This window comes from Agromyces sp. P2_B3 (genome assembly GCF_056404815.1).
This window is the reverse complement of the sequence record NZ_JBFUDH010000007.1, coordinates 217,441-243,311: the sequence shown is the minus strand read 5'-3', so window position 1 is coordinate 243,311 and position 25,871 is coordinate 217,441. Positions and strand designations below refer to the sequence as shown.

Here is a 25,871-nt window from a genome sequence, read left to right as displayed (position 1 = left end):
GAATTCTCAGATTCGTGCGGCGACGAGCGGAACGGCGAGGTCGGCGCGATCGGTGACGAGTCCGTCCACGCCGAGGTCGAGGAGACGCGTCATCCGTTCCGGTTCGTTGACCGTCCAGACGTGCACCTCGACGCCGGCCGCATGCGCACGATCGACGAAGCGGGGCGTGACGATCCGCACTCCACCGAGCCCTTCGGGCACCTGCAGGGCGATCGCTCCGCGCAGGGCACGGCGGAAGGCGACCGCCGTCGAGTACGAGGCCCGGAGCGCGCGGACGACCCCCTCCCGTCCGGCCGAGGTGACCGCCTCGGGCACCAGCGCACCGAGTCTGCGTCGGCGCGCATCGGAGAAGCTCGTGAGCAGGACGCGCCGTGCGGCCGTCGTGCGGCGCACGGCGGCGACCGTGGCGGGCACCGCACCCTCCGCCTTGACGTCGATGTTGAACCGCACGTCGCGGAAGGCGTCGAGCGCCTCTTCGAGCGAGCAGAAGCCCTGCCCGTGTCCGAGGTCGATCCGGCGCAACTCGCCCATGGTCAGCTTCGCGACCGGCACGTCCCGTCCGGCGACGCGCTTCAACGTGGGGTCGTGTGCGATCACCGCCACGCCGTCGAACGACACGTGCACGTCGGTCTCGACATAGGCGGCGCCGGCCTCGGCGGCCTTGCCGAAGGCGAGGAGTGAGTTCTCGGGCACATCGATCGCGAGTCCCCGGTGCGCGAGCACGCGCGGCCCAGGCGGGTCGAAGTAGGTCGAGGCCACGGGTCAGGGACGGGCGGCGGGCGGTTCGCCGGTCGACGGTGCGCCGTCGACCGGCGTCGCGCTCGTGGCATCCGTCGAGGGAGCGGCCGGGGGAGTGAAGGCCTTGCCGATGCCCTTCAACGCCTCGGTGAGCTCGCTCGGGACGATCCAGAGCTTGTTGGCCGGCCCCTCGGCCAGTTGCGGCAGCATCTGCAGGTACTGGTAGCCCAACAGCTTGGGGTCGGGGTCGCCCTTGTGGATGGCGTCGAAGACGGTGAGGATCGCCTCCGCCTCGCCCTGCGCACGGAGGACGGCGGCCTTGGCATCGCCCTCGGCCTGCAGGATCGCGGCCTGGCGCGCGCCCTCCGCGGTGAGGATCTGCGACTGCTTCGTGCCCTCCGCGGTGAGGATGAGCGCACGACGATCGCGCTCGGCGCGCATCTGCTTCTCCATCGAGTCCTGGATGGAATGGGGCGGGTCGATCGCCTTCAACTCGACGCGGGAGACGCGGATGCCCCACTTGCCGGTCGCCTCGTCGAGCACGACCCTGAGCTGTCCGTTGATGTTGTCTCGGCTGGTGAGCGCCTCCTCGAGGTTGAGGCCGCCGACGACGTTGCGGAGGGTGGTGGTGGTGAGCTGCTCGACCGCCCCGAGGTAGTTCGCGATCTCGTAGGTCGCCGCCCTGGCATCCGTGACCTGGAAGTACACGACGGTGTCGATCGAAACGACGAGGTTGTCCTCGGTGATCACGGGCTGCGGAGGGAAGGACACGACCGTCTCGCGCATGTCGACGAGCGGCCGGAGCCGGTCGATGAAGGGGATCAGGATGTTCAGGCCCGGCATGAGCGTCTTGTGGTAGCGACCGAGCCGTTCGACGACGCCCGAATACGCCTGCGGGATGATGCGGATCGACCGGGCGAGCACCACGATGACGAAGATGGTGATGGCGGCGACGATCACCACGCCGATGATCGAGCTCACCTCGATTCCGTTCACTGCGGGGTGCTCCTCTCAACGGGCACGACGACGGCCGTCGCGCCATCGATACCGGTGACGAGCACGCGCTCGCCGACCGCCACGTCGGCCTGCTCGGTGATGGGGGAGAGCCGCGCCGTCCAGGTCTCCCCGTTCTGCAACCGCACCTGTCCGCCCGCGGGGCCCAGGGTGCGCACGACGCTGCCCTCGGCGCCGATGAGGGCGTCGATGTTGCTCCGGGCCGGGTCGCCGCCCCGACGCAGCATGCGCAGGAGCGGTGGCCGCAGGGTCAGGATGAGCGCCACCGCCACGACGGCGGCGATGATGAACTGCGCCCACCACGGGATGCCGAAGAGGCCGGACAGCAGGCCCGCGACGCTGCCGAGCGCGAGCATGAGGAACGTCATCTCGAGCGTGAAGACCTCGATCGTCGCGAAGACGAGGATGAGCACCAGCCAGACGATCCACGCGTACTGGGTCAGCACATCCATTCGGTCTCCTTCGCACGCGCCCCCTTCGAAACTATCAGGGCGGATGCCGCCGCGGGGGAGTTGATAGTCTCGGTTCGGCGCATCGCCAGGACCTGAGAGTCCGTTCCAAGAGCCACGAGGAGTTCCGCCGTGACCAACCCACTCGCCCCCGGATCACTCGACGGTCGCGTCGCCCTCGTCACGGGGTCCTCGCGCGGCATCGGGGCCGACACCGCCCGCTATCTCGCGGGCGCGGGCGCGGCCGTGGTCGTGAACTACCGCAGCAAGGCGCCGCGTGCCGAGAAGCTCGTCGCCGAGATCACGGATGCCGGTGGTCGGGCGATCGCGGTCGGCGCCGACCTCACCGACCCCGCCTCGGTGGCGGCGATGTTCGAGCGCACCGTCACCGAGCTCGGCCCGATCGACATCCTGGTGCTGAATGCCTCCGGCGGCATGGAGACGGGCATGGGTGAGGACTACGCCATGCGCCTGAACCGCGACGCACAGGTCAACGTCGTCGAGGGCGCGCGGTCCCACCTCGCCGAGGGGGCCCGTGTGGTCTTCGTCACGAGCCACCAGGCCCACTTCATCCGCACGACCCCCACCATGCCCGAGTACGAGCCCGTCGCCCTCTCGAAGCGCGCAGGCGAGGACGCCCTGCGGGCGAAGCTGCCCGAGTTCGAGGCATCCGGCGTGGAGTTCGTGGTCGTGTCGGGCGACATGATCGAGGGCACGATCACGGCGACGCTGCTCGAGCGGGCGAACCCCGGCGCCATCGCGGCGCGCAAGGAGGACGCCGGTCGCCTGTACAACGTGTCCGAGTTCGCCGCCGAGGTGGCCGCGGCCGCCGTCGATCCGATCCCCGCGGAGCACACCCGGTACGTCGGCGACACGTCGGGCTTCGTCCGCGAAGACTGAGTCGCCCCTGCACACGCGAAGGCCGGTCGCGAAGCGCTGAACGCTTCGGACCGGCCTTCGTCGTCGGCAGGTGCGCCGGATGCTACGCGGCAGCCGTGGCGCCGCGGCCGAACGTGAACGCGCGCACGATCTGCACGATGCCGAGCACGATCAGGCTGATGCCCGCGATGATGAAGAGCACGATCGCGCCCCACAGCGGCGAGAAGAGCAGCACGATGCCGGCGACCACGCTGAGGATGCCGAAGAAGATCGCCCAGCCGCGCGACGGGGCATCGCCCGACTGCACGAGGGTGACGATGCCCTCGACGATCCACAGGATTCCGATGAGGATGCCGAAGAACACGGCGAGCACCTCGGCCGTGGCCTGCACGTTGGCGAGCGCGATGACGCCGCCGATGACGAAGAGCACGCCGAGGATGATGTCGAGCGCTCTCGCGCCCCCGGAGATCCCCTTCGAGAAGATGCCGAGGCCCGCGTAGGCGATGCCGGCGATGATGAAGTAGATGCCGAGGATCACCGTGATCACGAGCAGCGAGTTCTTCGGCCAGAACGTGATCAGGATGCCGACGATGAGGGCGACGGCGCCGCTGACGCCGAGCGCCGTGCGCACCGTGTTGATCGCGGACTTCGACAGCTCGGCTGAATCCAGCGAGAACGCGGCGAAGACCGTATTGGACTGTGGCGAAGACATGAACTGTCCTTTCTGAGGGCGACGTCGAGGTGCGTTGCTGGGGTCAGGCTATTCCTCGACGCCCGCTGTGCGTCGGATGTGAACGCGCGCGTCGTCGCGCGTCGCAGTGCGTCCCGGTGTCAAGGGGTGTGGATGGATGCCGCGGGCGCGCGCCGCATGTGGTGCGATGAGTCCGATGAACGGGATCGACGTCGACATGGTGGAACTCCGGCAGCGGATGGACGCGGTCGCGTCCACGGTCTACGGATGGAGCGGGCTGAAGCCGGGTCAGGCCGAGGCCATCGAGGCGGTCGTCGCTGGGCGCGACGTGCTGGCCGTGATGCCGACCGGCTATGGCAAGTCGGCCATCTACCAGGTGGCGGCGCACCTGCTCGACGGGCCGACGCTCATCGTGTCGCCGCTCATCGCGCTGCAGGTCGACCAGGTCCGCCAGATCACCGAAGCCGAGGGCGAGGGCGAGGCCGTCGCGGTGAACTCCAGCCGGGCCGCGGGCGCGAACGCCGACGCGTGGGAGGCGGTGCGCAACGGCGAGGCCGAGTTCCTCTTCCTCGCTCCCGAGCAGCTGGCGAAGCCCGAGGTCGTCGCCTCGCTCGCCGATGCGGGCGTGTCGCTCGTGGTGATCGACGAGGCGCACTGCGTCTCGTCATGGGGACACGACTTCAGGCCCGACTACCTCGGCCTCGGCGCGGTGATCCGGGCGCTCGGCCACCCCCGCGTGCTGGGGCTGACGGCGACCGGCTCCGCGCCGGTCCGCGAGGAGATCGTCGAGCGGCTGGGCATGCGCGAGCCGCGCATCCTGGTCGGCGGCTTCGATCGCCCCGGCATCCACCTCGCGGTGGAGCGCCACGAGCAGGCGCGCGAGAAGGAGGAGGCCGTCCTGCGGTCCGTGGTCACGGCCGAGAAGCCCGGCCTGCTCTACGTCGCCACGCGCAAGGACACCGAGCGGCTGGCCGACCGCCTCCGCGAGGAGGGGCTGCGCACGGCGGCGTACCACGGCGGGATGGCCGCGCGGGCGCGACAGGAGGTGCACGAGGCGTTCCTCGCCGACGGCCCGTCGGGCTTCGACGTCGTGGTCGCGACGAGCGCGTTCGGGATGGGCGTCGACAAGCCGAACGTGCGGTTCGTGGTGCACGCGGCCATCACCGAGTCGCTGGACGCCTACTACCAGGAGGTCGGTCGCTCCGGGCGCGACGGGCGACCGGCATCCGCCGTGCTGCACTACCGGCCGGAGGATCTCGGCCTGCGGGCGTACTTCGCGTCGGGCAGGCCGAGGGCGGAACGCGTGGCATCCGTCGCCGCAGCCCTCGCGGCAGCGCCCCGGCCCGTCGAGGTACGCGCGCTGGCCGATGAGCTCCGACTGCCCCTGCGCGCCGTCACCACGATCGTGAACATGCTGGTCGAGGGCGGCGCGGCCCGATCCGGTCGCGGTGGCGTGGCCGCGCGCGGTTCGCTCACCCCGGAACGGGCGCGGGAGATCGTCGACGACCTCGTCGAGCGACGGAGCCGGATCGACGAGTCGCGGCGCGCCATGGTCCGTGCCTACGCCGAGACGACCCGCTGCCGCCGCGCCGTCATCCTCGAGTACTTCGGCGCGGAGGCGGTCGCACCGTGCGGGAACTGCGACACGTGCGACCGCGGCACCGCGTATGAGGAGCAGGCCGACGCCGACGACGCCACCGATGCCACTGCGTCGTTCGCGCTGGACCAGCAGGTGCGTCACACGTCATGGGGCGAGGGCCGGGTGATGAGCATCGAACCCGACCGCATCACCGTGTTCTTCGAGGAGGAGGGATATCGCGTGCTCTCGCGGTCGGCGATCGAAGCAGACGGCCTGCTCCGGCCGGCGTGACTTCCGCCCGCGGGCATCTGCCGCCACGCGAGGGCTGCGGGCTATGCTGCGAGCATGTCTGGGAAACGAGCGACTCTCGCCGCATTCATGGTGTTGTCCGCCCTCGCGCTCACGGGGTGCGCGGCCTCGGGTGACGACTCCGTCGATGCCGTCGGCACGTGGTCCGAATCAAGCGGTGCGGATGCCCCGTCGCTGACCCTCGATGAGGGTGGGAAGCTGACCGGCACGGACGGCTGCAACCAGCTCTCGGGCGAATGGAAGGTCGAAGACGACGACATCGTGTACTTCGGCTCGGTGGCCTCGACGCAGAAGGCCTGCGAGGACGTCGACACGTGGCTCGCCGGACTCAGCCAGGCCACCATCTCGGGTTCGACCATGACCGTCGAAGGTGCTGACGGCGCGGAGATCGGTCAGCTCGAACGCGCCGACTGACCCCGAGGCTCACGCCTGGACCGCGGGTGCTTCGGGTGGTTCGTCGACCCATTCGAGCAGGTCGCCCGGCTGGCATTCGAGCACCCGGCACATCGCGTCGAGCGTGCTGAACCGCACGGCCTTCGCGCGGCCGTTCTTGAGCACGGCGATGTTCGCCGGGGTGAGCCCCACGCGCTCGGCGAACTCGCCGACGCTCATCTTGTGCTTGGCCAGTTGCACGTCGATGCGCACGACGATCGCCATCAGATCACGTCCTCCAGGTCGGACCTGAGCACGCTCGCCTGCCGCAGGAGGGCGCGCAGCACGACGACGGTGAGCACCACGACGCCCCCGATGAGCACCATGCCGGTGAGGAGCACCGGGATGCCCGGGTCCCGCAGCTCGGGCGTGAAGTAGATGACGCCGACGAGGTAGGCCGAGACCGACGCGAGCATGAGCCAGGCGGCGGCGAGCGCCCACACGATCGCGTCGACCCATCCGAAGGCCTGCTCGCTGAAGATCCGGTCGGACCTGACGAGCGTGAGCAGTCGCCAGGTGCACACGATCACGACCTGGAAGCAGATGACCTCGAGGATCCCGAGGGCCAGCAGCAGCCACGGGATGCCGCCGAGCTCGGGATTCTCGGCGGCCATGTGCGTGAACTGCCCTGGGATGCTCAGGAACTGCGCCATCACGAGACCGGCGAAGACGATGACGAGCAGCACACGAAGGGGGAGTACGACACGATCGAGGTTGCGCATGCATCGACTTTCGCTCAGTATCTATCGTTTGTCAATCGCTCAAGACAACGCTCCGTACAGTTCGATCGGTCAGGAACGGAGAAGCAGCCGGCTCCACCCGACCCGTAGCGTGGCAGCCATGAGCCTCATCATCCACGCGAGCTTCCTCTCGCACGACGACCCCGCACGGGCGCTGGCGTTCTACCGCGACCTGCTCGGATTCGAGGTGCGCGGTGACGTCGGCTACGACGGGAAGCGCTGGATCACCGTCGGACCGATCGAGCAGCCCGACACGTCCATCGTGCTGGAGCCGGCCGCCGCCGCACCGGGCCTGACCGAGGAGGAGCGCGAGACGATCGCCGCCATGATGGCCAAGGGCACGTACGGCGGCCTGCTCCTGGCATCCGCCGATCTCGATGCGACCTTCGAGCGCCTGAGGCAAGCCGGCGTCGAGATCGCGCAGGGACCGACCGACCAGCCCTACGGACAGCGCGACTGCGCCGTGCGCGACCCTGCAGGCAACCTGATCAGGATCCAGGAGCTGCGATGACCGTGGACCACGCCTCGCGTCGGTCGGAACTGGTTGAATCGTGGAAGGCCACGCCGGGCATCCGGGCGCATCGCCGCGCCCAGTGGAGGGAGACAGATGAGCACGACCACGACCGCGACGCACCTCACGAATGGCGAGGGCCGCGTCGCCGACAGCCATGACCTGATTCGCGTGCAGGGTGCTCGGGTGAACAACCTGAAGGACGTGAGCGTCGAGATCCCGAAGCGTCGCCTGACCGTGTTCACCGGGGTGTCGGGCTCAGGCAAGAGCTCACTCGTGTTCGGCACGATCGCCGCCGAGTCCCAGCGCATGATCAACGAGACCTACAGCGCGTTCGTGCAGGGTTTCATGCCGACGCTCTCGCGCCCCGACGTCGACGTGCTGGAGGGGCTCACCACGGCCATCATCGTCGACCAGGAGCGCATGGGTGCGAATGCGCGCTCCACGGTGGGCACCGTCACCGACGCCAACGCGATGCTGCGCATCCTCTTCAGCCGGCTCGGCCAGCCGCACATCGGGTCGCCGCAGGCGTTCTCGTTCAACATCCCCAGCGTGCAGGGGAGTGGCGCGATCACCATCGACCGCGGCGAGAGCACGACGATCTCACGCGACTTCAGCCAGATCGGCGGCATGTGCCCGAGGTGCGAGGGCATGGGCACGGTCTCCGACATCGACCTCACGCAGATCTACGACGAGACCAAGTCGCTCGCCGGGGGAGCGATCACCGTTCCCGGCTACACGGCCGACGGCTGGTCGGTGCGCATCTTCTCGGAGTCCGGCTTCTTCGACCCCGACAAGCCGATCCGCGACTACACCGAGTCCGAGCTGCACGACTTCCTCTACCGCGAGCCGGGCAAGGTGAAGGTCAACGGCATCAACCTCACCTACGAGGGGCTCGTGTCGAAGCTGCAGAAGTCGATGCTGTCGAAGGACGTCGACGCGATGCAGCCGCACATCCGCGCGTTCGTGCAGCGGGCCGTGACCTTCACCGCCTGTCCCGAGTGCGGCGGCACCCGGCTCAGCGAGGGTGCGCGCACGTCGAAGATCGACGGCATCAGCATCGCGGATGCCTGTGCGATGCAGATCAGCGACCTCGCCGCGTGGGTGCGCGGCCTCGACGAGCCGTCGGTGGCGCCCCTGCTCGCCGGACTGCAGCAGAACCTCGACTCGTTCGTGGACATCGGCCTCGGCTACCTCTCGCTCGACCGGCCCTCGGGCACGCTGTCGGGCGGCGAGGCGCAGCGCACGAAGATGATCCGCCATCTCGGGTCGTCGCTGACGGATGTCACCTACGTCTTCGACGAGCCCACGATCGGCCTGCACCCGCACGACATCCAGCGGATGAACCGACTCCTGCAGCAGCTTCGCGACAAGGGCAACACCGTGCTGGTCGTGGAGCACAAGCCCGAGGCGATCGCGATCGCCGATCACGTCGTCGACCTCGGTCCGCGCGCCGGGTCCGCCGGAGGAGAGATCGTCTTCGAGGGCACGGTGGACGACCTGCGGGCGAGCGACACACTCACGGGGCGGCACCTGGACGATCGGGCGTCGCTCAAGGGGGAGGTGCGAACGCCGAACGGCGCATTGGAGATTCGGGGCGCGTCGGAGAACAACCTCCACGAGGTCGACGTGGATGTCCCGTTGGGCGTGCTCGTCGTCGTGACGGGGGTGGCAGGATCGGGCAAGAGCTCGCTCATCCACGGATCGGTGGCTCGACGCGACGGCGTCGTCTCCATCGACCAGGCCGCGATCCGCGGGTCTCGTCGCAGCAACCCGGCCACGTACACCGGCCTGCTCGAGCCGATCCGCAAGGCGTTCGCGAAGGCCAACGGCGTCAAGCCGGCGCTGTTCAGCGCGAACTCCGAGGGCGCCTGCCCGAACTGCAACGGGGCCGGGGTCATCTACACGGACCTCGGCATGATGGCCACGGTCGAATCACCGTGCGAGGTCTGCGAGGGACGGCGCTTCGACACCTCGGTGCTCGAGTACAAGCTCGGCGGTCGCGACATCAGCGAGGTCCTCGGCATGTCCGTCGCCGACGCCGAGTCGTTCTTCAGTGCGGGGGAGTCGCGCCTGCCGGCGGCGCACGCGATCCTGAAACGGCTCGTCGACGTCGGGCTCGGCTACCTCACCATCGGCCAGCCGCTCACGACCCTGTCGGGTGGTGAGCGCCAACGGCTCAAGCTGGCGACGCACATGGCGGAGCAGGGCGGCGTCTACGTGCTCGACGAGCCGACCACCGGTCTGCACCTCGCCGACGTCGAGCAACTGCTCGGACTCCTCGACCGGCTCGTCGATGCGGGCAAATCTGTGATTGTCATCGAGCATCACCAGGCCGTGATGGCCCACGCCGATTGGATCATCGACCTGGGACCCGGAGCCGGCCACGACGGCGGTCGCGTCGTGTTCGAGGGCACTCCGGCCGAGCTCGTCGCGGCGCGCTCGACGCTCACGGGCCAGCACCTGGCAACGTACGTCGGCTCCTGACGAGCGGGCGGTCGCTCGCGCGGATGGCTCGGCTCGCTGACGTCGTCTACCAACTTCACGCGTGACTTATATAAGCACAGACGCAAGAATCGATGCATGCACGCGCTCGATGTCCTGGGGGATCCAGTGCGCCGCCGCATCCTCGAGCTGCTCGCCGACGGCGAGGCCCCGGCCGGCCGCATCGGCGCGATGATCGGCGAGGAGTTCGGCATCAGCCAGCCGGCGGTGTCGCAGCACCTTCGGGTGCTGCGCGAACAGGGCTTCGCCACCGTCCGGGCGGAGGGCACCCGACGGCTCTACGCCGTCGACGCAGACGGGCTCCAGCAGGTGAACGCATGGCTGACTCCGTTCGAGCGCTACTGGCGCGGGCCGTTGGCGGCCCTCGGAACGGAACTCGCCCGCGGCCGACGCGAGCAACGCCTGGGCGGCGGAGACCCCGGGCCGGGTGAAGCCGGGGATCCAAGCGATCCAGCACCACCACGAGATGAGGAGCAATGATGGTTGACGTTCGTTCGCAGGTCGAGGCCGTGACCCGCACCCTGCGCACCGACACGGTCGACGGTGCGGCATCGCGGATCCAGACGATCGCCCAGGACTATCCCGCCGGCATCGATGACGTCTGGGAGGCGACCACGACACCCGATCGGATCGCACGCTGGTTCCTGCCCGTCTCGGGCGACCTTCAGCTCGGTGGTCGGTACCAGCTCACGGGCAACGCGAGCGGTGAGGTGCTCGAATGCACCCCGCCCTCCGACGGAAGTGCGAGCTATCGCGTCACGTGGGAGTTCGCCGGAGCCGTCTCCTGGGTGACCGTCCGGCTCACGTCGCTGGGACCGGACCGAACCCGGTTCGAGCTCGATCATGTCGCACGAGCCGCCGACCTGCCGGCCGGCATGTGGGAGACGTACGGGCCGGGTGCCACCGGCGTCGGCTGGGATCAGGCGCTGCTCGGGCTGGCGCTGCACCTCGGCGCGCAGGACGGCCGGATCTCACCGGAGGAGGGAGAGCAGTGGGCGCTGTCGGCCGAGGGCAGCGCGTTCAGCCGAGCCGCAGCGGACCGCTGGGCCGACGCGCACGTCGCCGACGGCGCAGATCCCGACGACGCCGCTCGCGCGGCTGACGCGACGTTCGCGTTCTACACCGGGCAGACGCCTGGTGCCTGACGGGACCCAAGCAGTCGCACCGAGCCCGGCCATTGCGTCCGGCTCGTCACCCCTCCCACCAAGTATCGCCGTGCGCCGATAATGCACATTATGTCGGTTTGAGTTTCGGGAACCATGCGTGGCCCCCCTGCAGCATCCGCATCCGGGGCTCGGCGGTGTCAGTGCTTCTGCAGTTCCTCGGCGAGCATCACGAGAATGCCGCTCGGACCGCGCAGGTACGTGAGCTTGTAGACGTCCTGATACGTGGCCACGCCGCGCAGCGGGTGGCAACCGTGTCGCGCGGCGATCGCGAGGGCCTCGTCGAGGTCATCGACGGAGAAGGCGACGCGATGCATGCCGATCTCGTTCGGACGTGTCGGCTCCGTCTCGATCGCCTCGGGATGGAGGTACTCGAAGAGCTCGAGCTGGCCATGACCGTCGGGCGTGTTGAGCACGGCGATCTTGGCGTGATTGCCATCGAGCCCCACGGCGGTGTCGGTCCATTCCCCGCTCACCGTGTCGCGGCCGACCACCGTCAGGCCCAGGTCGGTGAAGAAGGCGATGGTCGCCTCGAGGTCGCGCACGGCGATCCCGACATTCTCGAGCTTGATGGGCATGCCTGCATGCTATCGACCCGCACCGACACGCGACTCGAGCCGGCCGGAGGCGACTTTCCTGAGAGTTTGCTGAAGACGATGGGGCGCTGCTCCCCCGGGCCAGCGCGGGCGCCGGACATACGAAGCCGAGCACACGAAAGGGAGGCCGTCTCGACCTCCCGCTTTCAGGATATCGGAGCGAGGGGGCCTTGCCGCAAGGGCCCCCTGATGGCGCACAATGGACGGCCGTCCCGACACCCACTCGAGGAGCCGTCCTGACCACCAGCGTGTTCGACCTTCCGCCCCGACTCGCCGACAAGGCGCAGCCCACCTTGATCGCCGCCGACGAACAGCACTTCGCGGCCATCGCGACGACCCTGGAACGCTCCATCGTCGACGTCTCGACCAGGCTTGCCCGCGTCCGCCAGTCACCGGGCGGTCGCGGACAGGCTGCGATGGACCGCGACCTCGAGATCCACCACCTCACCGCGCGCTTGCGCACCCTGCGCCGCTATGGACTGGACCTCTGCCTCGGCCGCATGGATCCCGACGGCGAAGACGCGCTCTACATCGGTCGCCTGGGCCTCGTCGACGAGGACGGGCGCCGCCTGCTCCTCGACTGGCGCTCCCCCGCCGCCGAGCCCTTCTTCGGCGCCACGCACGGAGATGCGATGGGGCTCTCGAGCCGGCGACGCTACCGCTGGACCCGGGGCCGGATCACCGACTACTGGGACGAGGTGTTCACGACGGAAGGGTTCGAGGGCCACCGCGCTGCGCTCGACGACCAATCCGCGTTCATCGCCACCCTCGGCGGAACGCGCTCCGACCGCATGCGCGACGTGCTGGCGACCATCCAGGCCGACCAGGACGCCATCATCCGAGCCGGTTCCCGTGGCGCGCTCGTCGTCGATGGCGGACCGGGCACCGGGAAGACGGTCGTCGCGCTGCACCGAACGGCGTACCTGCTCTACTCCGACCCGCGGCTCGGACACCGCCGCGGTGGTGTGCTGTTCGTCGGGCCGCACCAGCCCTACCTCGACTACGTCGCCGATGTGCTGCCGAGCCTCGGTGAGGAGGGCGTGCAGACCTGCACGCTGCGCGATCTCGTTCCCGAGGGCCCCGGAGCAGGCCGCGAGTCGGACCCGGCTGTCGCACGCCTCAAGGCGTCGGCACGGCTGGTGGAGGCCGTCACGGCCGCCGTCGCGCACTACGAGCGGCCGCCGGCGGGAGGGATGACGGTCGAGACGCCCTGGGCGGATGTCTGGCTCGACCCCGACGACTGGGCCCAGGCGTTCGACGCCCGGGAGCCCGCGACCCCGCACAACGAGGCGCGCGACGAGGTCTGGGAGGCGCTCATCGCAATCCTCATGGACAACCACGACGAGGACATGGCAGATACCCGTCTGCGCAGCGCACTCGAACAGAACACGGAGCTGCGCGCGGCGTTCACTCGCGCGTGGCCGCTGCTCGACCCCGCCGGGGTCATCGGCGACCTGTGGTCGGTTTCCGCCTATCTGGCGGCCTGCGCACCGTGGCTCTCCCCCGCCGAGATCCGGATGCTCCGACGCGACGACGCTCGCGCCTGGACCGTCTCCGACCTGCCGCTCCTGGATGCCGCGCGGCAGCGGATCGGGGACCCCGAGGCATCACGGCGGAGACGTCGTGACGAGGCGGCCCTCGCGTCGCATCGGGAGGTCATGGATCGCGTCGTCGACGACCTCATCGCATCCGACGACTCGGCATTGGGCGTCATGAAGATGCTCCGCGGGCAGGACGCGCGGGTCACGCTGGTCGACGAGGCCGTGCAGGTGACACGCGATCACGACCTGCTCGCCGGGCCGTTCGCGCACATCGTGATCGACGAGGCACAGGAGCTGACGGATGCCGAGTGGCAGATGCTGCTCTCGCGCTGCCCGTCTCGCAGCTTCACCATCGTCGGCGATCGCGCCCAGGCCAGGCACGGCTTCAGCGAGGGCTGGCGACAACGGCTCGAGCGGGTGGGCTTCCAACGGATCGACCTCGCGAGCCTCACGATCAACTACCGCACGCCCGAGGAGGTGATGGCCGAGGCCGAGCCGGTCATCCGCGCCGCCCTTCGCGACGCGAACGTGCCGAGGTCGATCCGCAGCAGCGGGCTCCCGGTGCTGCACGGCGCGGTCACCGAGCTCGACTCCATCCTCGCGACGTGGCTCGCGACCCACGACGACGGCGTCGTGTGCGTGATCGCCGCGAGCGACGCGCCTCTCGATGTGACCGGCATCACACCGGAGTCCGCCACCCAGGTTCGTCGGCTCACACCCGAACTGTCGAAGGGGCTGGAGTTCGACCTCGTGCTCCTGCTCGATCCCGATGGGTTCGGCGACGGCATCGAAGGGGCCGTCGACCGGTATGTCGCCATGACGAGGGCGACGCAGCAGCTCGTGGTGCTCTCCCCCGGCTGAGCGGTTCCTCAGAGCTGCTCGGCGCGCTCCTCGCGGAGGTCGCGTTCCTGCGCCTCGCGTTCCTCGTACTTCTCCAGTCGCCGCCCGGTGGCCGGCATGCCGAGTTCGTTGAGCGGCCCCTCCACCTCGTGCTCGGGCAGGCGTTCATCCGTCGGGCAGAGCAGCACGGTGTTCGCGGTCGAGTGGTCGATGACATGCTCGAACATCGGGCGCCCGCAGAGCGGGCAGGGCTTCTGGTCCTCTGGCATCGCGGATGTCTCCTCGTCGGCGGGCATGAGCGGCGAGACGAACGCGGGCCCGAGGACCCGGTCGACGCGGTCGAAGAACCTGGTGAACGAATTGCCCTGTGGCGGGCTCGCCTCCTCGCGTGCCATGCGCCCGATGGTACGCCCGCTGGTCGCGCGTGCACCAGACCCGCTTCCGCGCGTCATAGTCTGATCGGATGGAGATGGATGCCACTCGTCGCCCCGTCACGATCGTCACGGGCGCCAGCCGCGGCATCGGAGCGGCGATCGCCGAGCGACTCGCGCAGGACGGCCACGATCTCGTGCTGACGTACCGTGACCGCGAGGAGGATGCCCGCCAGGTCATGCGCGCGTGCGAGGCATCCGGCTCCCGGGTGCTGCTGCTGCAGGTGGACCTGGCCGTCCTCGACGCCGCGGCGACGGTGGTGCCGTCAGCCGTGGAGCGATTCGGCACCGTGACCGGCCTCGTGAACAATGCCGGGATCACGGGACTGATCGGCGGGTTCCTCGACGCGGCGATCGAGGAATCCGAGCTGGTGTTCCGGGTCAACGTACTGGCGCCCATCGTGCTCACGCGCGCCGCGATCGCCCACATGGCGACGGACCGCGGTGGTGCGGGCGGCTGCATCGTGAACATCTCCTCGGGCGCGGCGACCACCGGATCGCCGAACACCTACATCCCCTACGCGATGAGCAAGGCGGCGCTCAACGTGCTGACGGTGGGAGCATCGAAGGAGTTCGGGCCGGTCGGGGTCCGCGTCAACACCGTGTCGCCCGGCACGACACGCACCGAGATCCACGCTGCGGCCGGCCGCCCGAACGCCCCCGACGAGCGCGCCCCCGGCATCCCCATGCGGCGACCCGGCGAGGCGCATGAGGTCGCCGGGGCTGTGGCCTACCTGTTCGCGCCGGACGCCACGTACACGTCGGGCGCCGACATCCGCGTCGCCGGCGGCAACTGACCACTCGTCGTCAGCGACGCCCGGTCACGCCTCGCCGAAGCCTGACTCCGCCAGGGCGGCGATCGCGTCGACGGCCTGCTGACCGGCAGGGTCGTCGCTCGCGATCTCGACGCTCGCGCCCTTCGTCAGGCCGAGCGACATGATGCCGAGGAGGCTCTTCGCGTCGGTTCCGTTCACGGTGACCCGCTGCGGGAACGTGCTCGCCAGTTTCACGAGCTCCGCGGCGGGGCGCGCATGCAGGCCGTCGGCGTTCACCAGCGTCACCATGCGCTGCACCCCGGATGCCTCACCGCCGCCGTCAGCGGCCGCCGCCGTGTCGCCGCCGTGCCCTGAAGGGCCGCCCCGCGCGGACTCCGCCGCCGAGACCACCTGGTCGAGAGGGTCGCCGGCTTCGGCGGCGACCGCGGCCGCCACCCCGCCCTCGACGAGCGGGGCGTCGACGATCCGCACCCGGGCGCGCGCGTCGTCGTCGAGGAAGTCGAGCGCGGTCTCCGCCGTGAGGATCGCCGATCCGAGGTCGCACAGGACGACGACGCCGTCACCGGCGTCCGCTTCGCCGATGGCGGCGCTGACGAGGTCGAAGCTCGTGCCGATGCGTCCGTCATCGGTGCCGCCTGCGGCGACGAGGGCCGCGCTCGGGGCCATCTGGCGAGCGAGTTCGACGAGGCCGTCGGCGATGCGCGCGGAATGCGAGACGAAGACGACGCCGACCTTGCCGGGTGTCCCCACCTCAGGCTCCCGCGGCCGTCGACGCGGTGTCGGCGGCGGCCCTGAGCAGCAGCGCCGTGGACTGCGCCCCGGGGTCGCGGTGACCGGCGGACCGCTCCCCCAGGTAGCTGGCACGCCCCTTGCGGGCGACGAGCGGCTCCGTCGCGACGGCACCGGCCTCAGCGGCCTCGGCCGCGGCGGCGAGCACTGCCGCGGCATCGGCGCCGTTGCCCGCAGCCGACTCCGCGGCGTCGACCGCAGGCGTCCAGGCGTCGATCATGGTCTTGTCGCCCGGCTCCGCCTTGCCGCGCAGTACGATCCCGTCGCGCGCCGCCGCGAGCACGGCGGCGACGGCGGCACCGTCGAGCGTCGCGTCGGAGCCCGCCGCGACGGCCCCCTTCAGGTAGGCGGTGCCGTAGAGCGGACCAGCCGCCCCGCCGACCGTCGAGATGAGCGTCGTCGCGACGAGCTTCAGGACGTCACCCGGGGTGGAGCCGGCGGGCAGGTCGTCGAGTTTGGGCAGGACGGCCTGGAAGCCGCGATCCATGTTCTCCCCGTGGTCGCCGTCGCCGATCTCGCGGTCGAGCGTGAGCAGTTCGACGCGATGCTCGGAGATGACCTCGGCGCTTCGCCTGACCCACGCCACCGCCCAGGTGCTGTCCAGACCCACGGATGCCTCCCTATCGTCCCCAGCGGAGCGCCGCGGTCTGCACCGGGTCGTCCCACAGCCTGATCATCTCGTCGTCGAGCTTGAGGAGCGTGAGCGACATGCCCTGCATCTCGAGGGACGTGATGTAGTTGCCCACGAGCGATCGAGCGATCTCGATGCCGCGTTCCTCGAGCACCTCGGCGGCCCGGCGGTAGGCGAGGTAGAGCTCGACGAGCGGCGTGCCGCCCATGCCGTTCACGAAGAGCAGCACCCGGTCGCCCGAGGCGTACGGAAGGTCTTCGAGGATCGGCTCGAGGAGGCGGTCCACCAGCTGGTCGGCAGGCTCGAGCTTGATCCGCTCTCGACCCGGTTCGCCGTGGATGCCGATGCCGATCTCGATCTCGTCCTCCGCGAGCTGGAAGCTGGGCTCACCGGCGTGGGGAACGATGCACGGGGTGAGCGCCAGCCCCATCGAACGCGCGTTCGCGTTCACGCGCTCGGCGATCTCGGCGACCTCGTCGAGGGAGTCACCGCGTTCGGCGGCCGCGCCGGCGATCTTCTCGACGAGCACGGTGCCGGCGACGCCCCGACGCCCGGCGGTGTACAGCGAGTCCTTCACTGCGACGTCGTCGTTGGTCACCACCGCGCGAACTGTGATGCCGTCGGCCGCCGCCAGGTCGGCCGCGGTCTCGAAGTTCAACACGTCGCCGGTGTAGTTCTTGACGATGTGCAGCACGCCGGCGCCACCGTCGACGGCCTTCGTCGCGGCGAGGATCGGGTCGGGCGTGGGCGACGTGAACACGGCCCCGGGCACCGCGGCATCCAGCATGCCGAAGCCCACGTAGCCGGCGTGCAGGGGCTCGTGCCCGCTGCCGCCGCCGCTCACGATGCCGACCTTGCCGTCGATGGGCGCGTCGGCGCGCACCACGTGGATCGGGTCCATCTCCACGCGCACGAGATCTGCGTGCGCCAGTCCGAAACCGGCGACGGACTCGTCGACGACACGCTTCGGATCGTTGATGATCTTCTTCACGAGCATCCCTTCACCATGGCTGTCGCACGCCACGCGACCGTGCATCGGCGCCGACGCAGCACTCGCGACTCAACCTACGCCCGTCGGGGTCGCCGTGGTAGGAGCATCCGCAAATACAGCGCGCCCATTCCGCGCGGTGCATGGCCTGAGTATGGTGGGCAGTGTTCCGCCCCTGGGCGAAGCCCTCGGGGCCAAGCGAAAAGGATGGAAGGTCGACGTGGACAATCTCGGAATATTGTTCCTCTCGGAACTCGTGGGCACCGCGATGCTGGTGCTCCTCGGCTGCGGTGTCGTGGCCAACGTCGCCCTCGCGAAGACGAAGGGCTTCAACGGCGGGTTCCTCATGGTGACGTTCGGCTGGGGCTTCGCGGTCTTCGCCGGCGTGATCGTCGCCTACGCCTCCGGCGCGCACATCAACCCGGCAGTGACGCTGGGCCTCGTCGCGAACGGTGCGACCGAGTTCGGCAACGCCGCGCTCGACCTCACGGTTCCGGTCAACTTCGTCTCCGTCATCGCCTACATCGGTGCCCAGCTGATCGGCGCCATCATCGGTGCCGTCATCGTCTGGCTCGCCTACAAGCAGCACTTCGATGAGGAGCCCGACCCGGCGCCCAAGCTCGGCACCTTCTCGACGGGTCCCGGCATCCGCAACTACGCATGGAACCTGGTGACCGAGATCATCGGCACGTTCGTCCTGGTCTTCGTCGTGATCGGCTTCGGCCGACAGGGCGATCCCTCCGGACTCGCCTCGCTCGGTGCGCTGCCGGTCGCCCTCCTCGTGGTCGGCATCGGCGTCTCGCTCGGTGGCCCGACCGGATACGCGATCAACCCGGCCCGTGACCTCGGGCCCCGTCTCGCCCACGCGTTCCTCCCCATCAGGGGCAAGGGCGCATCCGACTGGTCCTACTCGTGGGTTCCGGTCGTGGGCCCGATCATCGGCGGCGTCCTGGCCGGCTGGGCGGCGCTCTGGCTGCTGCCGATCATCACCTGACCATCCGGCGGGGCCGGTCCGAACGGGCCGGCCCCGCCGTCTTTCGCACGCAACAGGCCCCCTCGGCATGCGTGCCCACGGGGCATCCGCACAATTGAGAGGAAGTCATGGCCGACTACATCCTGGCGATCGACCAGGGAACGACGAGCACCCGCACGATCATCTTCGACAAGAAGGGGTCGATCGTCGCCACCGGACAGCTCGAGCACGAGCAGATCTTCCCCAGGGCAGGCTGGGTCGAGCACGACCCGCTGGAGATCTGGCGCAACACGCGCGAGGTGATCGGCCAGGCCCTCGGCAAGGCGGACCTCACCCGCCATGACATCGCCGCCGTGGGCATCACCAACCAGCGCGAGACGGCCGTGGTCTGGGACAAGAACACCGGCCAGCCGGTCTACAACGCCATCGTCTGGCAGGACACCCGCACCCAGCCCATCGTCGACCGGCTCGCCGCCGACGGCGGGGTCGAGCGGTTCAAGCAGGATGTCGGCCTGCCGCTCGCCACCTATTTCTCGGGCACGAAGATCGTCTGGATCCTCGAGAACGTCGACGGCGCGCGCGAGAAGGCCGAGGCCGGCGACCTGCTCTTCGGCACCACCGACAGCTGGGTGCTCTGGAACCTCACCGGCGGCGTCGACGGCGGCGTGCACGCCACGGATGTCACGAACGCCAGTCGCACGATGTTCATGGACCTCGAGACGCTCAGCTGGCGCGACGACATCCTCGCCGCGTTCGGCGTGCCGAAGTCCATGATGCCGGCGATCAAGTCGTCGTCCGAGGTCTACGGCACCGTCGAGCCGTCGAGCCTCCTCCGCGAGGTCCCCGTCGCCGGCATCCTGGGCGACCAGCAGGCCGCCACGTTCGGTCAGGCCGCGTTCGACGCCGGCGAGTCGAAGAACACCTACGGCACCGGCAACTTCCTCATCTTCAACACCGACACCGAGGTCGTCCACTCCAAGAACGGACTGCTCACGACGCTGGGCTACAAGCTCGGCGACGCACCGGCGCACTACGCGCTCGAGGGATCGATCGCCGTCACCGGGTCCCTGATCCAGTGGCTGCGAGACAACCTGGGCATGATCTCGAGTGCGGCAGAGGTGGAGGACCTCGCCAAGACGGTGGAGGACAACGGCGGCGCGTATTTCGTGCCCGCGTTCTCCGGACTCTTCGCGCCGTACTGGCGCTCGGACGCCCGCGGGGCGCTCGTCGGCCTCACCCGGTACGTGAACAAGGGCCACATCGCCCGGGCCGCGCTCGAGGCGACGGCGTTCCAGACCCGCGAGGTGCTCGAGGCCGTCAACGCCGACTCCGGGGTGGACCTGACCGAGCTGAAGGTCGACGGCGGCATGATCGCGAACAACACGCTCATGCAGTTCCAGGCCGACATCCTGGGAGTTCCGGTCGTGCGTCCGGTCGTCGCCGAGACGACCGCCCTCGGCGCCGCGTACGCCGCGGGACTGGCCGTGGGATTCTGGTCCGACCTCGACGAGCTCCGCGCGAACTGGCAGGAGGACTCCCGGTGGGAGCCCAAGATGGAGGCCGAGGAGCGCGACCGCCAGATCCGGCTCTGGAAGAAGGCCGTCACGAAGACCTTCGACTGGGTCGACGACGACGTGCGCTGATCACCTGACGACGGGCCCCGCGACATCCGCGGGGCCTGTCGCATGCCCGGCCGCTGTCGCATACGCGCTGTCGCACGCCGGGCTCGCGACAACGTGGCCTGAGTTCAGCGGAGTCAGCGCCTCGTGGCGGCGATCCACTCCTCGAGCTTGCGCGCCGCCGCGCCGCTGTCGATCGCCTCCTCGGCCACCGCCATCTTGTCGCGGAAGCGATCCAGGATCGCCCGCTGGAACTCGGTCGGGTCCTTCGCGAGCGCGAACGACACCAAACCCGCTGCGGCGTTCAGCACGACGATGTCACGTACGGGCCCGCGCTCCCCCGCGAGGACCCGATGCACGATCTCGGCATTGTGCGCGGCATCGCCGCCGACGAGCTGGTCGATGCGCGCGCGCTGGATGCCGAGGTCGCGCGGGTCGAGGTCGTGCTCCTTCACGGTGCCGAGCGAGACCTCCCACATGTGCGAGTGGCCGGTCGTCGTCAGCTCGTCGAGCCCGTCGTCGCCTCGGAAGACGAGCGCGGTCGCGCCGCGGGTCTGGAACACGCCCACGATGAGCGGCACCCGATCGAGATGGGCGACTCCGACGGCGGATGCCTCGGGGCGCGCGGGATTGCACAGCGGGCCGAGGAAGTTGAACACCGTGGGCACGCCGAGTTCGGCCCGTACGGGCCCCGCGTGCTTGAAGCCCGGGTGGAACGCGCCGGCGAAGGCGAACGTGATGCCCGCCTCCCCGAGCACCTCGGCGACGCGCTCGGCCGGGAGGGCGAGGTCGAGGCCCAGCGCCGCCAGCACGTCGGACGAGCCCGACGAGGAGCTCGCCGCACGGTTGCCGTGCTTGATCACGGGCACTCCGGATGCCGCGGCGACGACGGATGCCATCGTCGAGACGTTGACCGTGCCGAACCGGTCGCCGCCCGTGCCGACGATGTCGAGCGCCATGGGGTCGACCGGCAGTGGCACGGCGTGCTCGAGCACGGCATCGCGGAAGCCGACGATCTCGTCGACGGTCTCCCCCTTCACCCGCAGCGCGATGAGGAATCCCGCGAGCTGGGCCGGGGTGACGGTGCCCGTCATGACCTGCTCCATGCACCACGCGGCATCCGACACGCTGAGGTCCTCGCCGTCGAGGAGCGCGGAGATGATGGACGGCCAGGTCTGTTCGGCGGGCATGGCTCGATCCTAGCGAGGGGGTTCAGGGCGGATTCACGGCATGAACCCATCGGAACTTAGGCTTCCCTTACCGTTCGACGTCGAAACGAACGCCGAGGTTGACGAAAACTCAGGCTTGATTTCAGCCATAATGGGGAGCGTGACGAGCACCTCAATCACTTATCAGGCGAGCGCGCCCGTGATCAAGCGACCGAACACCGTTGCGGTGGGCACGATCGTCTGGCTCGGCAGCGAGGTCATGTTCTTCGCGGGGCTCTTCGCGATCTACTTCACGCTGCGGTCGACGTCGCCCGACCTGTGGAACTTCGAGGCCGATCGCCTCAACTTCCCGTTCGCGCTGACGAACACGATCATCCTCGTGCTCTCCTCCTTCACGTGCCAATTCGGCGTCTTCGCCGCTGAGCGCCTGCAGCCCTACGCGACCGGCTGGAAGCCGACGCAGTGGGGCATGGTCGAGTGGTTCTTCCTCACCTACGCCATGGGCGCCACCTTCGTCGCCGGCCAGATCTGGGAGTACGCCACGCTCGTCTCCGAGGGCATCGCGCTCGACTCGAACTCCTACGGGTCTGCCTTCTACCTCACCACCGGCTTCCACGGCCTGCACGTCACGGGTGGTCTGATCGCGTTCCTCCTCGTCATCGGCCGCGTCTTCGCCGTGAAGAACTTCGGCCACAAGGAGGCGACCAGCGCGATCGTCGTCTCCTACTACTGGCACTTCGTCGATGTCGTCTGGATCGGCCTGTTCCTCGTCATCTACGTCCTCAAATAGAGACAGCAGGAGCTTCACGAACAGCATGCCCGCGAACAGGAAGAAACTGATGAACCGCTCGAAGCGACGCACCGGACGCCGGCACCCGCTCGCCACCGTCGCCCTGCTGGCGCTCGGACTCGTCTTCACCGGCGGGGCGTACGCGGCGCTGAGCACGGGCACCGCCCAGGCCGAGGCCGAGCCGACGTCGCAGACAACGATCGAAGAGGGCAAGAAGCTCTTCCAGGCCAACTGCGCCACCTGCCACGGCCTCGAGGCACAGGGCACCAACACCGGGCCGAGCCTCATCGGCGTCGGTGCTGCAGCGGTCGACTTCCAGGTCGGCACCGGCCGCATGCCGATGCAGATGCAGGGTCCGCAGGCGCAGCAGAAGCCGCCGCAGTTCGAGGACGAGCAGGTCAAGCAGCTCGCCTACTACGTCGCGTCGCTCGGCCCCGGCCCCGACATCCCCGCCGATCACCTCGTCAACGGCGGCGGCGACGCAGCCAACGGCGCCGAGCTGTTCCGCATCAACTGCGCGATGTGCCACAACGTCGCCGGCGCCGGCGGCGCGCTCACCGAGGGCAAGTTCGCTCCTCCGCTCACCGACGTGTCGGGCGTGCACATCTACGAGGCCATGGTCACCGGCCCCCAGAACATGCCCGTCTTCAACGACCTGAACATCTCGCCGGAAGACAAGCGCGACGTCATCACCTACCTCAAGTACGTGCAGGACAACCGCTCCCCCGGCGGCTTCGAGCTCGGCTCGCTCGGCCCGGTCGCCGAGGGTCTGTTCATCTGGATCTTCGGTCTCGGCGCGATCGTCGCGATCACCGTGTGGATCACGGCGAAATCCAACTAGCGCCCGGCACCGAATACCTCAAGAAGGAGAACCATGGCACAGGACGACCACAGCGGCGCTGATCTCGCCGTTGCCGACTCGTCGCACGCCGCGCACGAACCAGCCGTTTCGCCGGGCACCGCGATCGTCACCACCGACGGGTTCCAGAACCCCGGCTTCCCGCCGCACCGTCCGCGCGTCACCGACGAGGACCCAGGGCGAGAGAAGCGTGCGAGCCGCACGGTCTACACGCTCTTCTACCTGTCGATCGTCGGCAGCGTCTGGGCCGTGGCGGCCTACATGCTGTTCCCCATCGAGTCCAACGACGTCGGCGCGGTTCGCCTGAACAACATGTTCATCGGCCTCGGCGCCACGCTCGCGCTGCTGGGACTCGGCTTCGGCATCGTGCACTGGGGCAAGTCGATCATGGCCGATGTCGAGCTCGCCGACGAGCGGCATCCGGTCGGTGGCTCCCCCGAGACGCAGGCGGCCGCGGTCAAGGTCTTCACCGACGCAGACCGCGAGTCCGGCTTCACCCGTCGATCGGTGATCCGCAACAGCCTCATCGGCGCGCTCATCGCGTTCCCGCTTCCCGCGGTCGTGCTCTTCCGCGGATTCGCACCCCAAGACCAGCTTCCCGTCGAACTGCTCAGCCACACCATGTGGGCCAAGGGCACGCGTCTCACGCTCGACCCGTCGGGCGTGCCGATCAAGGCCGCCGACATCACGATCGGCAGCGCGTTCCACGTCATCCCCGAGGGCCTGGCAGAGCTGGAGCACGGAAAGCTGGAGGAGAAGGCCAAGGCGGCCGTCCTCCTCATGCGCCTCGAGCCGAGTGAGCTCAACCAGGCGCCGGATCGGGAGTCATGGTCGTACGACGGCATCGTCGCCTACTCCAAGATCTGCACGCACGTCGGATGCCCCGTGGCCCTGTACGAGCAGCACACGCATCACCTGCTGTGCCCGTGCCACCAGTCGCAGTTCGACGTGGCCAACCACTGCGAGGTCATCTTCGGCCCCGCCAAGCGCCCGCTGCCGCAGCTTCCGATCGCCGTCGACGATGAGGGCTACCTCATCGCCCAGAGCGACTTCAACGAACCCGTCGGCCCGAGTTTCTGGGAGCGCAGTTGAGTACCATCACCTCTCGCGACGACACGCAGAAGCGGTCGTTCACGGCTGCGGCATCGACCTACGTCAACGACCGCACCAGCCTCGCCGGCTTCGTCAAGGAGCTCGGTCGCAAGGCCTTCCCCGACCACTGGTCGTTCCTCCTCGGCGAGGTCGCGCTCTTCAGCTTCGTCGTCATCCTCATCACCGGCACCTTCCTGACCTTCTTCTTCCAGGCGTCGATGGCCGAGGTCCACTACGACGGCTCGTACGTGCCGCTCAAGGGCGTCGAGATGTCGGTGGCGATGGCATCGACCCTCGACATCTCGTTCGACATCCGCGGCGGCCTGTTCGTGCGCCAGATGCACCACTGGGGGGCGCTCCTCTTCGTGGCCTCGATCGGCCTGCACATGCTGCGCATCTTCTTCACGGGTGCCTTCCGCAAACCGCGCGAGCTCAACTGGGTGATCGGCTTCACCATGTTCATCCTCGCGATGGGCGAGGGCTTCACCGGGTACTCCCTCCCCGACGACCTGCTCTCGGGCAACGGCTTGCGCATCATCGACGGCCTGATCAAGGGCATCCCGGTGATCGGAACGTGGACCTCGTTCCTGCTCTTCGGCGGCGAGTTCCCCGGCACCGCGATCGTCGGACGCCTGTACACGCTGCACATCCTGCTGCTGCCGGCGATCCTCGTCGCGCTCATCGCCATCCACCTCGTCTTCGTCGTCGTGCACAAGCACACCCAGTACGCCGCACCCGGCAAGACGCAGCAGAACGCGGTCGGCCCGCCCATCCTGCCGATCTACGCGGCGAAGGCCGGCGGCTTCTTCTTCATCATCTTCGGCGTGCTCGCGCTCATCGCATCGATGTTCACGATCAACCCGATCTGGAGCTACGGGCCGTACGATCCCTCGCCGGTATCGGCGGGCACCCAGCCCGACTGGTACATCGGCTTCGCCGACGGCGCACTGCGTCTCATCCCGCCGGGCTGGGAGTTCGTGTGGCTCGACCGCACCTGGTCGTTCAACATCCTCGTCCCGCTCATCGCGATCGGCATCTTCATCGTCCTCGTGCTGGCCTATCCCTTCATCGAGGCCTGGGTCACCGGAGACAAGCGCGAGCACCACATCGCGGACCGTCCCCGCAATGCCCCGACTCGCACCGCGATCGGCGCTGCCGGCGTCACCTTCTACGCCGGCCTGTGGGCCGCGGCGAGCTCGGACATCCTCGCGACGCACTTCGCGCTGACGATGGAGGGGGTCATCCACGCCCTCCAGGCCGTCGTGGTCATCGGCCCGTTCGTCGCGTACTTCATCACCAAGCGCGTCTGCATCGCGTTGCAGAAGAAGGATCGCGAGATCGTCCTCCACGGGTACGAATCGGGCCGCATCGTGAAGCTGCCCGGTGGCGAGTTCATCGAGGTCCACCAGCCGCTCGACGAGTACGACCGCTGGCGCCTCGTGAGCTACGACGCGTACCAGCCGCTCATGCTGCGGCCGAACGCGCGTGGCAAGATCACGGTCGGCCAGAAGCTCCGTGCGGGCATGTCGCGTTGGTTCTTCGAGGACCGCATCGCACCGGTCACCCGGGGCGAGCTCGAGGCATCGCACTCGACGCATCACTGAGTCACGGCTTCAGACGGAATCGGGCACCGGGCCCATGTCGATCGATTCGACATGGCTCCGGTGCCCGAACTGTTTCCGTGATCTCGCCGCCGTCGACGAACGGGTCTACGGGTGCACTGCCGGCCACCGTTTCGACCGAGCCAAGCACGGCTACCTGACGCTC

Annotated in this window: 27 protein-coding genes and 1 pseudogene; 16 read left to right on the top strand and 12 right to left on the bottom strand. The window is 69.0% G+C overall.

Annotated elements, in window-relative coordinates; genetic code table 11:
- Nucleotides 1–6: 6 nt before the first annotated feature.
- From AC1DZA_RS12765 to AC1DZA_RS12755, 3 genes are read right to left on the bottom strand one after another with little or no spacing between them, the layout of a single operon-like run.
- Nucleotides 7–759, bottom strand: coding sequence for a glycerophosphodiester phosphodiesterase family protein (locus AC1DZA_RS12765; RefSeq protein WP_476773003.1), 753 nt, complete (start codon nucleotides 757–759; stop codon nucleotides 7–9).
- A 3-nt stretch (nucleotides 760–762) separates the two neighbouring features.
- Nucleotides 763–1,734, bottom strand: coding sequence for an SPFH domain-containing protein (locus AC1DZA_RS12760; RefSeq protein WP_476762903.1), 972 nt, complete (start codon nucleotides 1,732–1,734; stop codon nucleotides 763–765).
- On the bottom strand, nucleotides 1,731–2,204 hold the full coding sequence (locus AC1DZA_RS12755; protein WP_159605505.1) for an NfeD family protein: 474 nt from the start codon (nucleotides 2,202–2,204) through the stop codon (nucleotides 1,731–1,733). Before AC1DZA_RS12755 ends, AC1DZA_RS12760 begins: the two co-directional genes overlap by 4 nt.
- Nucleotides 2,205–2,333: 129 nt before the next feature.
- Between AC1DZA_RS12755 and AC1DZA_RS12750 the strand changes: the two genes are divergently transcribed.
- Nucleotides 2,334–3,101, top strand: a complete 768-nt coding sequence (locus tag AC1DZA_RS12750) for an SDR family oxidoreductase (protein WP_476773002.1) — start codon at nucleotides 2,334–2,336, stop codon at nucleotides 3,099–3,101.
- Nucleotides 3,102–3,183: 82 nt separating this feature from the next.
- On the opposite strand, the gene AC1DZA_RS12745 is transcribed toward AC1DZA_RS12750, so the two are convergent.
- Entirely contained in the window at nucleotides 3,184–3,792 is a 609-nt protein-coding gene (locus tag AC1DZA_RS12745) for an HdeD family acid-resistance protein (RefSeq protein WP_159605501.1), read from the bottom strand.
- 175 nt (nucleotides 3,793–3,967) lie between these two features.
- Between AC1DZA_RS12745 and AC1DZA_RS12740 the strand changes: the two genes are divergently transcribed.
- Nucleotides 3,968–5,641, top strand: coding sequence for a RecQ family ATP-dependent DNA helicase (locus AC1DZA_RS12740; protein WP_476773001.1), 1,674 nt, complete (start codon nucleotides 3,968–3,970; stop codon nucleotides 5,639–5,641).
- A gap of 54 nt (nucleotides 5,642–5,695) precedes the next feature.
- Nucleotides 5,696–6,073 carry an META domain-containing protein gene (locus AC1DZA_RS12735; RefSeq protein ID WP_476762899.1) on the top strand — a complete coding sequence of 126 codons (378 nt, stop codon included), beginning with the start codon at nucleotides 5,696–5,698 and terminating at the stop codon, nucleotides 6,071–6,073.
- Between the two features lie 9 nt (nucleotides 6,074–6,082).
- Here the strand turns inward: AC1DZA_RS12735 and AC1DZA_RS12730 are convergent, their stop codons facing one another.
- The gene (locus tag AC1DZA_RS12730) at nucleotides 6,083–6,316 is read right to left on the bottom strand and encodes a helix-turn-helix domain-containing protein (protein WP_476762898.1); all 234 of its coding nucleotides are present in this window, start codon (nucleotides 6,314–6,316) and stop codon (nucleotides 6,083–6,085) included.
- Nucleotides 6,316–6,813 (bottom strand): DUF2975 domain-containing protein, encoded by a 498-nt coding sequence (locus AC1DZA_RS12725; RefSeq protein WP_476773000.1) that lies wholly within the window; start codon nucleotides 6,811–6,813, stop codon nucleotides 6,316–6,318. The genes AC1DZA_RS12730 and AC1DZA_RS12725 overlap by 1 nt, the downstream gene beginning before the upstream one ends.
- A 118-nt stretch (nucleotides 6,814–6,931) precedes the next feature.
- On the opposite strand from AC1DZA_RS12725, the gene AC1DZA_RS12720 reads away from it, so the two are divergent.
- The 4 genes from AC1DZA_RS12720 to AC1DZA_RS12705 all read left to right on the top strand — a co-directional run bounded on the left by AC1DZA_RS12720 (nucleotide 6,932) and on the right by AC1DZA_RS12705 (nucleotide 10,992).
- Nucleotides 6,932–7,342: a VOC family protein gene (locus AC1DZA_RS12720; RefSeq protein ID WP_476772999.1), complete on the top strand. Its 411-nt coding sequence runs from the start codon at nucleotides 6,932–6,934 to the stop codon at nucleotides 7,340–7,342.
- A gap of 96 nt (nucleotides 7,343–7,438) precedes the next feature.
- A complete protein-coding gene (locus AC1DZA_RS12715; RefSeq protein WP_476772998.1) occupies nucleotides 7,439–9,829 on the top strand; it encodes an ATP-binding cassette domain-containing protein in 2,391 nt (796 codons plus the stop codon).
- A gap of 96 nt (nucleotides 9,830–9,925) precedes the next feature.
- The gene (locus AC1DZA_RS12710) at nucleotides 9,926–10,327 is read left to right on the top strand and encodes an ArsR/SmtB family transcription factor (RefSeq protein WP_476772997.1); all 402 of its coding nucleotides are present in this window, start codon (nucleotides 9,926–9,928) and stop codon (nucleotides 10,325–10,327) included.
- Complete coding sequence (locus tag AC1DZA_RS12705; RefSeq protein WP_476772996.1) at nucleotides 10,327–10,992, top strand: SRPBCC domain-containing protein; 666 nt, start codon at nucleotides 10,327–10,329, stop codon at nucleotides 10,990–10,992. Before AC1DZA_RS12710 ends, AC1DZA_RS12705 begins: the two co-directional genes overlap by 1 nt.
- Before the next feature lie 158 nt (nucleotides 10,993–11,150).
- Here the strand turns inward: AC1DZA_RS12705 and AC1DZA_RS12700 are convergent, their stop codons facing one another.
- Nucleotides 11,151–11,588, bottom strand: coding sequence for a VOC family protein (locus AC1DZA_RS12700; RefSeq protein WP_476762399.1), 438 nt, complete (start codon nucleotides 11,586–11,588; stop codon nucleotides 11,151–11,153).
- Between the two features lie 266 nt (nucleotides 11,589–11,854).
- Here AC1DZA_RS12700 and helR point away from each other — a divergent pair, with 266 nt between their 5' ends.
- Nucleotides 11,855–14,008, top strand: coding sequence for an RNA polymerase recycling motor ATPase HelR (gene helR / locus AC1DZA_RS12695; protein ID WP_476772995.1), 2,154 nt, complete (start codon nucleotides 11,855–11,857; stop codon nucleotides 14,006–14,008).
- A gap of 8 nt (nucleotides 14,009–14,016) precedes the next feature.
- Here the strand turns inward: helR and AC1DZA_RS12690 are convergent, their stop codons facing one another.
- On the bottom strand, nucleotides 14,017–14,382 hold the full coding sequence (locus AC1DZA_RS12690) for a hypothetical protein (RefSeq protein WP_476762401.1): 366 nt from the start codon (nucleotides 14,380–14,382) through the stop codon (nucleotides 14,017–14,019).
- Nucleotides 14,383–14,450: 68 nt separating this feature from the next.
- Between AC1DZA_RS12690 and AC1DZA_RS12685 the strand changes: the two genes are divergently transcribed.
- Nucleotides 14,451–15,215 (top strand): SDR family NAD(P)-dependent oxidoreductase, encoded by a 765-nt coding sequence (locus tag AC1DZA_RS12685; protein ID WP_476772994.1) that lies wholly within the window; start codon nucleotides 14,451–14,453, stop codon nucleotides 15,213–15,215.
- Nucleotides 15,216–15,239: 24 nt separating this feature from the next.
- On the opposite strand, the gene dhaM is transcribed toward AC1DZA_RS12685, so the two are convergent.
- The 3 genes from dhaM to dhaK are packed head-to-tail and all read right to left on the bottom strand — an operon-like array spanning nucleotide 15,240 to nucleotide 17,605.
- Entirely contained in the window at nucleotides 15,240–15,944 is a 705-nt protein-coding gene (gene dhaM, locus AC1DZA_RS12680; protein ID WP_476772993.1) for a dihydroxyacetone kinase phosphoryl donor subunit DhaM, read from the bottom strand.
- A 1-nt stretch (nucleotide 15,945) separates the two neighbouring features.
- Nucleotides 15,946–16,593 carry a dihydroxyacetone kinase subunit DhaL gene (gene dhaL, locus AC1DZA_RS12675; protein ID WP_476762067.1) on the bottom strand — a complete coding sequence of 216 codons (648 nt, stop codon included), beginning with the start codon at nucleotides 16,591–16,593 and terminating at the stop codon, nucleotides 15,946–15,948.
- A 10-nt stretch (nucleotides 16,594–16,603) separates the two neighbouring features.
- Complete coding sequence (gene dhaK, locus AC1DZA_RS12670; RefSeq protein ID WP_476773036.1) at nucleotides 16,604–17,605, bottom strand: dihydroxyacetone kinase subunit DhaK; 1,002 nt, start codon at nucleotides 17,603–17,605, stop codon at nucleotides 16,604–16,606.
- 265 nt (nucleotides 17,606–17,870) lie between these two features.
- Here dhaK and AC1DZA_RS12665 point away from each other — a divergent pair, with 265 nt between their 5' ends.
- Both AC1DZA_RS12665 and glpK read left to right on the top strand, forming a co-directional pair.
- Nucleotides 17,871–18,596 carry an MIP/aquaporin family protein gene (locus tag AC1DZA_RS12665; protein ID WP_476762073.1) on the top strand — a complete coding sequence of 242 codons (726 nt, stop codon included), beginning with the start codon at nucleotides 17,871–17,873 and terminating at the stop codon, nucleotides 18,594–18,596.
- A 107-nt stretch (nucleotides 18,597–18,703) separates the two neighbouring features.
- Nucleotides 18,704–20,218 carry a glycerol kinase GlpK gene (glpK, locus tag AC1DZA_RS12660; RefSeq protein WP_476762069.1) on the top strand — a complete coding sequence of 505 codons (1,515 nt, stop codon included), beginning with the start codon at nucleotides 18,704–18,706 and terminating at the stop codon, nucleotides 20,216–20,218.
- Between the two features lie 113 nt (nucleotides 20,219–20,331).
- On the opposite strand, the gene trpD is transcribed toward glpK, so the two are convergent.
- Nucleotides 20,332–21,384 carry an anthranilate phosphoribosyltransferase gene (gene trpD / locus AC1DZA_RS12655; protein ID WP_476772992.1) on the bottom strand — a complete coding sequence of 351 codons (1,053 nt, stop codon included), beginning with the start codon at nucleotides 21,382–21,384 and terminating at the stop codon, nucleotides 20,332–20,334.
- 130 nt (nucleotides 21,385–21,514) lie between these two features.
- Here trpD and ctaE point away from each other — a divergent pair, with 130 nt between their 5' ends.
- The 5 genes and pseudogenes from ctaE to AC1DZA_RS12630 all read left to right on the top strand — a co-directional run.
- On the top strand, nucleotides 21,515–22,153 hold the full coding sequence (gene ctaE, locus AC1DZA_RS12650; protein ID WP_309978523.1) for an aa3-type cytochrome oxidase subunit III: 639 nt from the start codon (nucleotides 21,515–21,517) through the stop codon (nucleotides 22,151–22,153).
- Nucleotides 22,154–22,202: 49 nt separating this feature from the next.
- Nucleotides 22,203–22,994: a cytochrome bc1 complex diheme cytochrome c subunit gene (qcrC, locus tag AC1DZA_RS12645; RefSeq protein ID WP_476772991.1), complete on the top strand. Its 792-nt coding sequence runs from the start codon at nucleotides 22,203–22,205 to the stop codon at nucleotides 22,992–22,994.
- Nucleotides 22,995–23,027: 33 nt separating this feature from the next.
- Entirely contained in the window at nucleotides 23,028–24,104 is a 1,077-nt protein-coding gene (gene qcrA, locus AC1DZA_RS12640) for a cytochrome bc1 complex Rieske iron-sulfur subunit (RefSeq protein ID WP_476762071.1), read from the top strand.
- Nucleotides 24,101–25,708: a cytochrome bc1 complex cytochrome b subunit gene (gene qcrB, locus AC1DZA_RS12635; protein WP_476762072.1), complete on the top strand. Its 1,608-nt coding sequence runs from the start codon at nucleotides 24,101–24,103 to the stop codon at nucleotides 25,706–25,708. Before qcrA ends, qcrB begins: the two co-directional genes overlap by 4 nt.
- A 34-nt stretch (nucleotides 25,709–25,742) precedes the next feature.
- Nucleotides 25,743–25,865: pseudogene (locus tag AC1DZA_RS12630) on the top strand (putative RNA methyltransferase); the annotation flags it as partial.
- Nucleotides 25,866–25,871 lie beyond the last annotated feature (6 nt).